At 59.6% G+C, this 12,872-nt stretch carries 10 protein-coding genes; 1 reads left to right on the forward strand and 9 read right to left on the reverse strand.

Translation table 11 applies throughout. From position 1 onward, the window contains the following. Positions 1 to 24: 24 nt before the first annotated feature. From ACVWYZ_RS00155 to ACVWYZ_RS00175, 5 genes are all read right to left on the reverse strand, one after another. Positions 25 to 1,245 (reverse strand): DUF445 domain-containing protein, encoded by a 1,221-nt coding sequence (locus ACVWYZ_RS00155; RefSeq protein WP_414355535.1) that lies wholly within the window; start codon positions 1,243 to 1,245, stop codon positions 25 to 27. Between the two features lie 87 nt (positions 1,246 to 1,332). Next, a complete protein-coding gene (locus ACVWYZ_RS00160) occupies positions 1,333 to 2,265 on the reverse strand; it encodes a hypothetical protein (RefSeq protein WP_457465408.1) in 933 nt (310 codons plus the stop codon). 134 nt (positions 2,266 to 2,399) lie between these two features. Beyond that, the gene (locus ACVWYZ_RS00165; RefSeq protein WP_457465410.1) at positions 2,400 to 4,169 is read right to left on the reverse strand and encodes an S-layer homology domain-containing protein; all 1,770 of its coding nucleotides are present in this window, start codon (positions 4,167 to 4,169) and stop codon (positions 2,400 to 2,402) included. Between the two features lie 173 nt (positions 4,170 to 4,342). After that, complete coding sequence (locus ACVWYZ_RS00170) at positions 4,343 to 5,383, reverse strand: NADP(H)-dependent aldo-keto reductase (RefSeq protein WP_414374974.1); 1,041 nt, start codon at positions 5,381 to 5,383, stop codon at positions 4,343 to 4,345. A gap of 84 nt (positions 5,384 to 5,467) precedes the next feature. Next, positions 5,468 to 7,171 carry a hypothetical protein gene (locus ACVWYZ_RS00175; RefSeq protein WP_457465412.1) on the reverse strand — a complete coding sequence of 568 codons (1,704 nt, stop codon included), beginning with the start codon at positions 7,169 to 7,171 and terminating at the stop codon, positions 5,468 to 5,470. Between the two features lie 493 nt (positions 7,172 to 7,664). Between ACVWYZ_RS00175 and ACVWYZ_RS00180 the strand changes: the two genes are divergently transcribed. Then, positions 7,665 to 8,786: a PP2C family protein-serine/threonine phosphatase gene (locus ACVWYZ_RS00180; RefSeq protein WP_457465414.1), complete on the forward strand. Its 1,122-nt coding sequence runs from the start codon at positions 7,665 to 7,667 to the stop codon at positions 8,784 to 8,786. Between the two features lie 171 nt (positions 8,787 to 8,957). Here ACVWYZ_RS00180 and ACVWYZ_RS00185 read toward each other — a convergent pair whose 3' ends face one another. From ACVWYZ_RS00185 to ACVWYZ_RS00200, 4 genes are read right to left on the reverse strand one after another with little or no spacing between them, the layout of a single operon-like run. Continuing rightward, a complete protein-coding gene (locus ACVWYZ_RS00185; RefSeq protein WP_414330062.1) occupies positions 8,958 to 9,290 on the reverse strand; it encodes a BolA family protein in 333 nt (110 codons plus the stop codon). A gap of 28 nt (positions 9,291 to 9,318) precedes the next feature. Continuing rightward, positions 9,319 to 10,254, reverse strand: a complete 936-nt coding sequence (locus ACVWYZ_RS00190) for a DNA adenine methylase (RefSeq protein ID WP_457465570.1) — start codon at positions 10,252 to 10,254, stop codon at positions 9,319 to 9,321. A gap of 32 nt (positions 10,255 to 10,286) precedes the next feature. After that, the gene (locus ACVWYZ_RS00195) at positions 10,287 to 12,317 is read right to left on the reverse strand and encodes a peptidase M3 (protein ID WP_457465416.1); all 2,031 of its coding nucleotides are present in this window, start codon (positions 12,315 to 12,317) and stop codon (positions 10,287 to 10,289) included. Continuing rightward, positions 12,298 to 12,747, reverse strand: coding sequence for a response regulator (locus ACVWYZ_RS00200; RefSeq protein ID WP_414355528.1), 450 nt, complete (start codon positions 12,745 to 12,747; stop codon positions 12,298 to 12,300). Before ACVWYZ_RS00200 ends, ACVWYZ_RS00195 begins: the two co-directional genes overlap by 20 nt. Between the last annotated feature and the right edge of the window lie 125 nt (positions 12,748 to 12,872).

Here is a 12,872-nt window from a genome sequence, read left to right on the forward strand (position 1 = left end):
AAGTCAAAGCCCAACCCAAACTCGTCAGCCCAGCAAGAACAGCACCTGCACACAGCCCACCAAAAAGCCGAGGAGGCCGCCTAAGTTGACGATGGCCTGGAGTTCTTGGCGCACAATCTGCTGGATGGCCTGCTCCAGGTCGGCAGGGGAGGTGGCGTTGACTTTATCGGCAATGACCTGATCCAGGTTCAACACCGGGATCACCTGCATCATCAGGGATTCGAGATCTCGTTCTAGGTAGCGCTCCAAGACCAGAGCCAGGTCGGCGCTGATCTGGTCGATGGAGGTGATCAACGCCTTGGAGTTGCGCAGGCGTCCCAACACCAGGCTGGCCACTTTTTCCCAATCGATGGTCTCCCCCAGCCCTTTGATAACCTCTGGCCCTTGGCTGCGCAGGTAATCTTGGATCCCGTCGCGGAGGGCACGGCGCAACTGACGCACGGCGGAAACCGGCAGGTTTTGCAGAGAGAGGTTCTGCAGGATCTCGGTCAGGCGGCGGGGGGCGTTGATGTCTTTGAGCAGATCTTCCAAGATGGCCTCTGCCCCTTCCGGCTCTTCCAGACAATAGGTGCGCAGGCGCAGCAGGGCATTTTTCAGGCCGAACAGGTTGGCCACCACCCAGTAGGAGCCGGTGGCCCGTTCACGAAACTCCTCATCCAGGGATTCGATGTTGCGATCGGTGAGAAAGTCCACCAAGTTCTGCCGCAACACCTTTGGGGGCAGCGCCTGCTTCAAGATCCACTCTGAGAGCTGCTTGGCCTGCTCGGCACTGAGACGCAGCTCCAGCAACACCTGGTCGAACAGTTGGTTAATCGGCCCTTCCAAAAAGGTTTCTTGACGGGCCAGCACCTTCACCAGGCGGGGCAACGACTCGTTAAACAGATCGGCCAAAATGCGCGCCAACACCTGAGCAGTTTGCTGCTGTTGCTCAGGGTTTTGCAGCCGATCCAGAGCTACCCCCAGCAGCCAGCGGATCCCAGCTTGCATGCGCTCGGTTTGCAGCAGCTTGCGGGCCAGATTGTGCAGTTCCTCCGGCGTGAGCAGGGATCCCATGATGGTCTTGGCGATCTGCTTGGCCAGACGGGGTTGGTTCTGCGGGATCAAACCGGGGGTGAAGGGGATGCGCCAGCCGAAAACCCGATAGGGGCGGTAGGGCCGGAACAGCATTTTGATGGCAATGTCGTTGGTGAAATAGCCGATCACCAGCCCGGCCAGCGGGGGCACAACGTAGATCCAGAAGGCCATGGAAGCAATGGAGGGGGCTCTCTTCTACTCTACCGAGCTGCCCCGAGTCACTTCAGCCAGCCACAGGGCAAAAGAGGGTTGGCCAGTTCATTGGATGATCAGGCTATCGGTCAGCTCCAGCTCCACCAGCGTATTGGGCTGTAGCGTCACCACTCGGTCAATATTGGTACTGCCTGCCGCAGCGCCGGCCAAGCTGCCGGCCAAGATCGGCAAAAAGCCCCATCCCCCTGTGAGAATTCCCAAGGCCAACCCACCTGCTGCCCCATAGCCTGCCCCGCGGGCTACAGTTGTGCCGACATCGGCGTTGCGATCCAACCCGACTGGTAGCGGCGCAGATTGGCCTCTCACCAAGTAGGTGGAAGAGCCGATGGTGAGGCGGTTGGCCACAAAGCGGCTGCCGACGACCCGCTCTTGGGGATCGGCGCTCTCCGCCTCCCGGCCAGACAACTTCAGTTCTCGGTAAACCGGCTCAAAAGTGCCCCACACCACACTCCCTGCCGGGATCACCACCTGGCCAAAGCGATCCACCACCGGCTCGGAGACTTCCAGGTGGCCGTTAATGGCCTGGTAGGGCTGGAAAGTGATGGGGCGGTAGACCGTGAGGAGAATACGGGTGCCGGCAGGCAGCTCGCCCCGCGTGGCTCCGGAGAGATCCCCACCTGGACTGAGGTCGGGCCGACGTTGATAGGAATAGGCTTCGCCTTGGGGGGGGTGTCCACCTGGGGCCACTGGAACGGGCACCACCGGGATCGGATCCAAAACCGGAGCCGTGGGATCCAGCGGCATTTGCGGCACCTGAGGTACCGGTGGCAGGGCCGTGGCAGAGCCGGGGGAGGGCGGAGGGCTCAGCAAGGGCAGGGTAGGGACGGGATCCCCCCTGGGGGGCACCGGCTGAGGGGTGAACTCGAACTGCTGAGCAGCAACCGGGGCAACAGCAGCGGCCATCAACATCCCACCCAACACCCCCCAAAAGGAACTCCTCTGCAACAAATGCAGGAACGGCTGCAAGGTTGAGCTCATGGATCCCATCCGGTCGCAACTGGCAGTAGCTTAACATCCTGCCCCGCTTGTGCCCACTAGATTTAGTAGGTATTAAGGGATCGGAAGCTCTTAAAACACTATTGAGCCTGTTCGGGATCTGGATCGAGTTTTCCCTAGGGGCTGGGGGAAGGAGAAGGAGTCGGTCCGCCGGGATCCCCTGGCTGGGGGGCTGGGGATTCTGGCTTAGGAGACTCTGTAGCCTCACTCTCCTGAGCCTCGGGGCTGGACTCCGGCTTGGGTTCTGCAGGAGACCGTCCTTCTGGAGAAGGAGAAGGTGAAGGCTCTCCGCCAGGCTGTGGAGTGGGAGTGGGTGTAGCTTCCGGCGTGGGGGTCGGTGTGGGTGGCGTGGGGGTGAGTGTTGGGGCGGGCGTAGGTGTCGGGGTTGGTGTTGAAGTCAGCGTGGGAGTGGGTGTTGCTGTCGGTGTTGGGGTTGGGGTTGGTGCGGGTGTTGGAGTTGGTGTGGGAGTTGGCGTGGGTGTTGGGGTCGGTGTGGCAGTGGGCTGAGCGGCCTGCACCTGGAAAGACCACTGCTGGATGGCAGTGTTGCCGCTGGTATCGGCAATTTGGACGGCGATCAAGGTCGGTCGATCGGTGGGCAGCGGCTCGGCTGGGGTGTAGGTAAAGCCGGTACGGGTGAGCTGGGCTTGGGCGGTGACATCCACATTGTTCACCAGCAAGGTAAAGCTATTCAGGTCAATTCCTTGGTCATCTTGGAAACGGGCTGAGATGGAGGGGCGAGAGTTGTCGGTTAGGGATCCATTGGGAGGGGCCAGTTCGCTGATGGTGGGGAAGGTGGTGTCGGTAACCCGCCCGATGGTAATGGTTTTGTCCGGCAACTGCACCAGGGTCACCAGTCCATCGCGCTCCAGGCGGGCAAAAACAGGCGCTTCTGAGGCCCGGTCTTGGCTGCGGAAGGTGTAGCTGCCCTCGTATTGCCCTGGGCGGGTTTCCTGCAGTGGCAGGTTGTAGGCAATGCCGGGGATGGAAAACGATCCCTGCGCCCCTGGGGATCCCAGCAAAAACACGGTAATCGTATCTCCTGGGTTTACGGATCCCAGCTCTTCGCGGGCAAAGAAGGTTCTCACCTCTGGAGCGGCGGGCAGCGTTTCTACCAGAGGCTCAATGGGAATGTCCGGCGTGGTCAGGGGTTCGGGCGTAGGAGTGACCTGGGCAAGGAGCTCGGTGCGGATCCCAGGGCCGGGAATGGCAGCCCCCACCGGCGGATCCAAATTGGGCACCCGGCCCACCTTGGCCAGCGCTTGGTAGGTAAGAGCAGCCACTTCCCCCCGCGTGGCCACCGCCTGGGCATTCAATTGGGTGGGGTTGGGGTAGAGCACCAACAGCCCTTCCTGAACTGCTGTCGCGATGGGGGCGCGGGCAAAGTTGGGAACCAAATTGGCATCGCCGAACGCGGATAGGATCGCGTCAATTTGGCCGGCATCTTCGATGAGCCTGCCGTTGGTGGCTGCACGGGTTAGGACGGTGATGGCCTGCGCACGGGTGAGCACATCGTTGGGGCGAAAGGTGCCGTCCGGAAAGCCGGAAACAAACCCTGCCGCTGCCGCCGCGCCGATGGAGGGAGCCGCCCAACTGGGAATGGGATCGGCAAAGGAGCGCACAGGAACGTTGGTATCTAGGCCAAAAGCTTTGGTGACAATGACGGCAAATTGGGCACGGGTGATGGACTCGTTGGGACGAAAGGTGCCATCCGGGAAGCCACCGATGATCTGTCGTTCATTCAACCCGGCAATGTACTGGGCACCCCAATAGGTGCTGATATCGGACAGTTGGGCCCAAGCGGGATCCCCAAGCCAGGCCAAGCTGCTGCAACTGATCACCAAAGCCGCAGTCTTCCAACCCTGCCAAAGGGAAAGCTTACGCATCGTTCACACCTCAGGTTCTTGGTACAGGATTCAGGTCTCGGATCCCCACTCTTGGCTGGGAGAGGCCATAGAAACTGGCCGGACAGAAGTGTAGGAGAGGATGATCCAAACCGCACACCCAGACGAGGAAACCTTCTGAAAAGTTCTGTCTGGCCACCGGTTTCGCCAACCTTTCAGGGGGCAGGATTGGGGTAGCGCTGGTGCACCGCCTCGATCTCCGCCAGGAGCTGCGGGGACAGCTCCACATCCAGGCAACTGAGGTTCTCTTTGAGTTGGGTCAGGCTGGTGGCCCCAATGATGGTGCTGGTAACAAACCAGCGGCTGCGCACAAAGGCCAAAGCCAACTGGGCCGGTGTCAGACCGTGCCGGCGGGCAATTTGCACATAGGCGGCCACCGCTTCTTCCACATTCGGCTTGCGGTACCGCTGGCCAAAGCCTTCAAACAAGGCCAAACGGGATCCCGGCGGCTTCACCCCCCCCAGATATTTGCCCGTCAGCAGCCCAAATCCGAGCGGGCTGTAGGCCAGCAAGCCCACCTGCTCGTGGCGGCAGACTTCCGCCAGGCCCATTTCAAACGTGCGGTTGATGAGGCTGTAGGCATTCTGAATCGAGACCACCTTGGGCAACCCCAGTTGCTCGGCCACCTGGCAGAACTTGCTCACCCCCCAAGGGGTTTCGTTGCTCAGGCCGATGTAGCGAATGAGACCCTCTTGCACCAATTCCGCCAGAGCCTGCAACTGCTCGGCAATGGGAACGGTGGGCCGCTCCTGGCTGGGATCGTAGGCAACGCCCCCAAACAGGGGCACGTAGCGATCCGGCCAGTGGATCTGGTAGAGGTCGATGTAGTCGGTCTTCAGGCGTTTGAGGCTATCGGCCACCGCCTGCTTGAGGTTGTCGCGGGTAATGGACAGGGATCCGCCGCGAATCCAATGCCAGGGCCGACCAGGGCCGGTGATCTTGGTGGCCAGGATCAGGCGATGCCGCGGTTGGTGTTGCAGCCACTCGCCGATGTAGCGCTCGGTGGATCCCTGGGTTTCCGCCCGCGCCGGCACCGGGTACATCTCGGCGGTATCGATGAAGTTGATCCCGTGCTCCACCGCGTAGTCGAGCTGTTCGAAAGCCTCAGACAAAGTATTCTGCTGCCCAAAGGTCATGGTGCCCAGGCAGATCTCCGAAACTTGCAAAGGGCTGTGGCCAAGCTGGCGGTAGCGCATGGGGAATCTCCATCTAGACAGCACGCCAGTCCCCATTGTGCCCAAAACCTGTCGGCCTACGGGATCCGCCGCTCTGCCCCCCTCCTACCTCGGTGCGGATCCCAGCAGAGGAACGTACTCGCGGTAGAGCTGACCCAAAATTTCCAGACCGATGCGGGTGCGGTTATCGGGGGGGCGAGCCTCAATGGCCGCCTTGACTTGCAAAATCGTGCCCACCGGATAGGGGGAGCGCAGCTCCTCCCGCTTGCCCAAAAACACATCCGTAAAGTAGTCGATCAGCCGCTTGACTTCTCCCACGTCCTTGCGGGAAATGTCCATATCCAAAACAGTGGTCAACTTGGCCCGCATGGCCTGAAAACTTTGCTGGCTGGTATTGAGGGCCACCCGTTTGGCCAGGCTATCCACCACAATTCGGGTGATTTTCTCTACATTTTGAGTCACAATTTCTCGGTGGCGGGCGGCAAAGCGCAACTGAACCTCATCCAGAAATCGTTCTCGTTCCAGAATCTGGATGCCCTGTTGCTCCAAATCCACCCCATAGCTCTGCAATTGCTTATACTGATTCAAAACCCATTGGTTGTAGAAGGAATCGGCCAAAACTCGCCAATAGCCGATGAGGGTGGCCTCGGCAGAGGGAACGCTGACCAAATAGGCCTCGCTGGTGATGTGGCGCAAATGCTCTGTCAGCTTGTCTCGCTCCTTCTCATCCAAGTAGGAGGTGCGCGGCACCCAAACTGCCCCGTACTCGCTTTTCACCTCTCCGGGCAGGGATCCGAAGAGGGTGTCAAAAAACTGATGAATGCTGAAGAGGAGAAACTTTCCCGGATCCTGAAGGCGGGTGAGCAGTTCCTGTTTTTTCTCCTCCTGATATTGGGCCACCAATTGCTGGGCCTCGGTGATCTGGCCGCGGGCCACCTCCACATCTTGCCGCAGCTTTTCAATCTCTTCTGAGCTCACCATCTCAACGCCGGCAGGCTCCCGTTCCCCGCTGAAATAGCTGCCCCCCGGCCCGCTGCCCCCAATCCCCACCAGGGGAGCGTCGCTGTCATTGTTCAGGGTTAAGAGGCGAGAAAGAGCCTGGAGACGAACTCGCCCACTGGCAGAGCGCAGGGATCCCAGCTCCACCGGATCCCCACTTTCCCAACCGTCCAGCCCGCCGATGCGGTAGAGCGTGTAAAAATACTTGCTGAGCAGAAGCGCCAGCAGATGCCTGTTCTTGACCTCGTTGTACTCCAGGTAGGCTCGCAGACACAGTTGGAAGGCGATGTTGGGCAAGCTGCGGCACACCCTCATAATCTGGGTGTAGACCCTCTGCAGGTGAGGCCGAAAGCTGCGTGGGATCGCCTCGGGCCGCAGGCCACGCAACAGAAACTCCTGCTGGCGCAGATCCTGAGGGGTGAAGTAAAAGCTTTCTTGCCAAAGCAGCTCATCCAAGTCGCGGGCAAAAATCGGTTTTAAATGATCGATAATCTGCACCACAACCGACTCGGTGAAGGCCGGGATAACCTTTTCGATGTGAAGCTGATCGTAAACAGAGCGCAGCCGCTCGCTGCGGAAGTCTTCGATGGAGATCAGCCCCTTCATAGTCCCGATCCGACCGTCGCTCAGCAGGAACTTATAGACCACTTCGGCAGTGGCCCCTGGGGAGAGAACGGGAGTTCCTGTCAAGTCGGGGCAGATTTGCAGGGGGCGTAGCAGGCGGCTGGTTTCGCTGACGCTGAAGCAACTCCAAGCTGCTGGGTTCAACACCACCGACGATAGGCCGGCCAACAATTGCTTCTCATCCAAGTCCTCCAGCCGGATTTCTCCCCTGGGAACTTCGCTGGGTGCCGGGGGCGAAGTTGCCTGTGAATCCTGAACGGAGGGAGGGGATAAGGATAGGGGAGATGTGCTCATGCGGCAAAGGCCGTTGAATCTTAAAGTTCACTCTAAACGGGCGAAGGATGGATGAGTGTGATCTGTATCTCTGTATCCAATGGAAGTCTCTCAAGAAGAATCTGCCCAAAACCTGCCTCGAATTGTCTCCCGCCACCAGTATCTAGAAACGGTTAGCTTTTGGGTAGCGTGCAACCACGGTTTTGGGGATCCCCGAAGTGATACGCACCTTCAGCTCCGATGGATGAAGCTGTTGAGGCCTTCCCCGTTGTCGTGAACTGCTTGCCGAGCCGGTTTTCCTGCTGCAACCCCTAAGCTAGGATGAAAGGTCTGCCTACCAGTATGGGGTATTGGGCTGGAGTTGGGTTTGAATGCGTTTTGACTTTGGGATTGGGGTGCAGCGGTCATGACGACCATTTTGATTGTTGACGACGATCCCACAATTCGGCTGGTGTTGAAGCGATCCCTGGAGCGACAGGGCTACACCGTGGAGATGGCCAGCAACGGTTCCGAGGGACTGGAGCAAGCCCACCTGCTGGTGCCGGGGCTGATCATCTGCGATTGGATGATGCCGGACATGGATGGACTAGAGGTTTGCCGACGCATCAAAGCCGATCCCAAGTTTTCCACGACGTTTTTTATTTTGCTCACCGCTCGCACCGAGGTCGAAGACCGCATCCAGGGCCTGGATGCCGGAGCAGATGAATTTCTAAGCAAACCCATCGACCCCAATGAGTTGCGGGCACGTGTGCGGGCCGGGCTGCGCTTGCACCAGCTCAGCTATGACCTGCAGCAGCAAACGGCCAGGTTACGGGCAGAATTGGCAGAGGCGGCCAGCTATGTGCGTTCCCTCCTGCCGGAGCCGGCCTATTTTCCCGACTGCAAAGTGACCCTCGAGTGGCGCTTTTTGCCCTCCCAGGAATTGGGGGGAGATTCGTTTAACTATCATTGGCTGGATGAGGAACACCTGGCCATCTATCTGCTGGATGTGTCGGGGCATGGGGTGGGATCCGCTTTGTTGTCGGTGTCGGTGATGAACCAGTTGCGCACTCAAGGCTTGGCCGATGCCGATCCCCGCCAGCCGGACGCGGTCTTGCGCGCCCTCAACCACTCTTTTCAAATGGGATCCCACCATGAGATGTACTTCACCCTTTGGTATGGGGTTTATCAGCCGGGATCCCGTCTGCTCTCTTTTGCCAGTGCCGGCCACCCACCTGCTCTGCTCATCCAGGGTCAGGATTCGCTCCTGCTGAAGACTGCCAACTTGCCCATTGGCATTTTGCCCGACCTCACTTTTCAAAGGGATCAGGTGCGGATCCCGGAGAACAGCCATCTCTACCTGTTCAGTGATGGAGTTTACGAAGTCATAAACCCCCAGAGAGAAATCTGGGGGCTGGACAATTTGATAGCCCTGCTGAGCAAGGGCGCTGGCAATAGTTTGGATCAGGTGATCCATCAGGCCCAATCCTTTCAGGGGCGGACGGACTTTGAAGATGATTTTTCCCTGCTCCGCGTCAGCTTTGGTTAGAGGTGGGTTGTGGCTGTTTCAAGCCGCTTTGAGGCGATCCCTTGAGGATTCCCGTTTGCGACAGCTCCAGCCCCTTTCCCAAAGGAAGAGAGGAGCCGGGAATCGAGGCGATGCCCAGCGCGACCGGAAATGACCCTCTTGGCTCAAGGGGACTCTGTCCTGCTGTCGCGATCAGCCATCCGGCCCCTGGAGTTGCTCCCACTGAGCGGGGGTAAAGGTGCGCAGGGCCAAAGCATGTAGGCGGCCATCCTGCAGGTAGGCTTTCAGGGCCTCATTCACCAGCCGGTGCTGTTTGATCAGGGGCAAGCCCTGGAATTGTTCCGCCACCACAATGGCCTGGAAATGGTGGCCATCGCCGACCGTGTCTTCCACCTGTACTCTCGCACCGGGCAGGGCGGCCCGTACCAACGCCTCAATTTCTCGTGGATCCATGCGCTGTTGTCCCCGTGGTCTCACTGTGTCCAAGCTCAAGATCCCGCCTCGGATCTCGACCTGCTCATCCATTGTGCTCCGCACCGCTATCGCGTCCACCTTAGACGGTTCTGGGGCAAAACGGGATCCCTTCCGGCCCACTACGGGCAGAGGCCAGGCTGGGATGGCTCAGCACCAAGACCTCGGTGATGGGGCCGCGTTTGTGGCCCTGGGCGTTGATGGCACGGCTGGCGGAGATGGTCTGGATGGGGTAATCCCGGTACAGTTCCCGCACGAAGGGGCAATCGGAATTGGAGAGCAGCACCTGCACGCCTCGGTCGGCCAAGGTTCCAAACACTTCTCGCAGGCGGATCTGTTCCGCTTCGCCGAAGGCAAACCGGCTGTAGGCGGTGAAGCTGCTGCTGGCAGAAAGGGGATGGTAAGGGGGATCCAAATAGACGAAATCTCCGGGTTCGGCCCGTTCTAGCACCTGCCAAAACGGCTGCACTGTGATCTCCACGCCTTGCAAAACTCGTGCCACGGCCCGTAGGTTCTCCGCGTCGCAAATGCGGGGATTACGGTAACGGCCCAAAGGGACATTGAACTCTCCCCGCGAGTTTTCCCGGTAGAGGCCATTAAAACAGGTCTTGTTCAGATACAGCAGGCGGGCAGCCCGTTGCGCCGGATCTTCAAATCGAGCCGCGCGGATGGTGTAGTAATAATCCCGGCTGTGGTGGGCTTGGTGGTGGCTGAGCAGGGCGATAAGCTCCTCCACGTGATCCCGCACGCAGCGATACACATTCACCAGCTCAGGGTTGATATCCGACAAAACAAAGTGTCGAGAACCCGATGGGATCCCTTGGGCCAGATGAAAAAAGACCGCTCCACCCCCCAAAAAGGGCTCGTGATAGGTGTTCCAGGTGCGAGGGAAAAAGGGTTCGTATTGGCTGAGCAGTTGCCCTTTCCCCCCTGCCCATTTTAGGAAGGGACGCGCTTTAATGGCTGGTGCTGCCGGAGTGGGTTCGCAGGAGTCGGGCGCAGGATCTTCCCGCCGCAGGGCATGCCTACGTCCAAGAGAACAAGGGTGGGTCAGCGATCCGGATCCTCTTCCAGCAGCTTTTCTAGCGTCTCGATCCAATGCTCCAGCTCCTCCAGCGCCTGCAACACTCCCTCTGGGTCGCTCAGATCCGCCTGCAGCATCTGGGTGGTTTCTGCCAAAGTCAGGGATCCGGGCGGGCTGGCCAACCAACGAAGGTAGTGGGGCAGAAAGTTGCGCGGAGAATCATGATAGCGGCGGTGACAGGCCAAGGCCACCAGGCTGGCAAGGCTGGCCTGATAGGCACTGAAGGGGCGGAGAAACAGCTCCGGCATCCCCACCCAGTAGAACTGGTGTTCCGGCAACAGTTCCACCGCATCTCCGCACAGCTCCTGACACAGCTTCAACCACTCTTCGCTCACCCAGGAGGAGTAGGTTACACCGTTTTCCCATTCGGGGATCCCCGACCGATAGAGGAGCAGCTCCAGCCGACCGATCAAACCCTGGTAAAACACCGCCTGCAACTGGGCTTCCAGATGATGTATCAACAGGGCCTGGGCCAACTTGAGGCTGCCGGAGCGTTCCCGCCAGCGGTGCGGAACAGCTTGCCCCTCCGGGTCGTAAAGAGCGGGCCTGCCCACGCGGGGGGATCCCACTGCCAATGCAACCAGGTGATCCAGGAGTATCTGCTGCAAAAAGATGGTGTGGGCCTGCACTCCCCACGTTCGCGCTGGAGGTAGAGAGCACCACGGCTGAGTAGCCCCTTGCATCTCCTCTAGATCCAGCCAAACTTGGGGATCCTCAGGCCGGAGCCGCCGGCTGAGGGTGGCAAGGGTCTTCAACAAGAGCTCGCTCCCGCCGGATCCCGTTTCTCCTGGTCTAGACGAGGACTCTGTTTCGCTGACGCGAGTGGGCTTGTCTGCCTCGGTTGCGATAGCGCCGACTTCCAGCAGCCAGGGTTTGGCCTGGGCAGCACACTCAGGGCAAAAGTCCTGCAAAGCAGCCCAGATTAGAGAGGTGGCCTCAGCAGAGGTCAGGGGCGGCACGGGATCCCCCCAGGGCGCATGCAGATCGCAGATGCGAATGGAACGTCCCATTGTTCTGCTTTTGAGGCGGTAATAGTGCTGGAACAGATCCAACCGATCGCGGATCCCTTCCAGGAGGTTCTCCAAAAAAGTTTGAGTCAGGCCGTGGCGGGCCAGATACAGGTCGGCAGCAGAGTCATAGCCCCGCCATTGGGCCTCCCACAGGTGGTCGCGGATCAGGGTGCTGAGGATAAACCCACCCAGATCTGCATGGGCCTCCAGGTGTTGGCCCAGCCGCTGATAGGCAGCCCAACGGATTTCGGCGCTGGCGTGGGTTGGTAAGCTCTGTTCGCGCCAGTGGGACGGAGTTCCTAGCTGGACAAGGGTGTGATCTGGGAGCGCGGCAGGCGAGTTCAGGGTCACTTGCCACAACTGCCGCCAAGCCAACCTTCCTGTTAAGTACTGTTGGTGGAGCAGGCGCTCCAGAGGCTCAAGCTGTTGGTGACTCTGCTGTTCGTGCCAGGGGGACGGAGTCCTTTGAAGAAGGCGACACAGGAATTGGCGAAAGGGTTGCAGCTCAGGCTCGACGTGGGCATCGACTAGGCGTTCGTGCCAGCGGTGCAGTTCCCGACAGGGTGCCGTAGGCATAGCACCATCCTGACCCTCGTGGGGAACACCTTCCTCCGGGCCACCAGCAGCAACGGCAGGCAGGGATTGCAACTCCAGGAGGAAAAACAGCAGTTGGCTTTGTAAGGCGATGATCCGCTCCAGCCTCTGCCAAGCTGCCTCTGCCGAGTCGGCAGTTGGGATCCCTTGCATCCTTTGCGTCAGCTCGGCCAACTCCTGCAGTGCCACCGCCAGCTCCGGCGGGCTGAGTTGCGCCACCTGCCCCCGGTAGCGTTGGGCAAACTGCTGCACCTGCTTCCCAAGATCGTCCAGATTGTCGAACTCAGGGCTGCGCAAGGACTCCGTCTCGCTAACGTGATTAGAGCCCGTTGGCAGAAGCGTCGCGTAGCGATAAGGAAGACCAAAAGAAGGTTCAGAAGCAGGAAAGACCACCGGGATCAGCCTCCTGTCGCGTCAGCGTTGCGGTTCCCGCCAAGGTGCCGTAGGCATAGCAACAAAGATGGGGGTTGCCCCTCTGCAGAAGGACACACCTGCTTTTCTCCCCCACCAAAGCGCGAATGGTGTTGAGAAAATCTGGATTGGAGGTGTGGGCCTTGACCAGAGTGGCCTGGATCCCTGCTGTACACACCTCTGAGCCCCTATCTTGGGCAGAAAACACCATGACCGGCGTGCTGCTCACCGTTCGCGTCAGCAGGCCGGAGACCTTATGCAGCAGTGGCAACAGATCTGAACCCAAGCCATCTGGCCAGTTCAGATCCAGGATCACCAGTTGAAAGGTCTGGGTTTGCAAGGGCTGGCGCGCCTCCTCCACGGTGGGGGCAGGGAAAACCTGAGCCATATCCTGCAAGATCTGAGCCACCACCTCAAGATATTGGGATCCTCCTCCGCCCGCTTGCGTTTGTGGATATCTTGAACCCTCGAATAAGTTGACGCAGGCAGCCTTCCCAATCCTTGCCAGACGCCTATCCCCCCCAGCACATAGAACAG

Source organism: Thermostichus sp. MS-CIW-37, assembly GCF_054060065.1.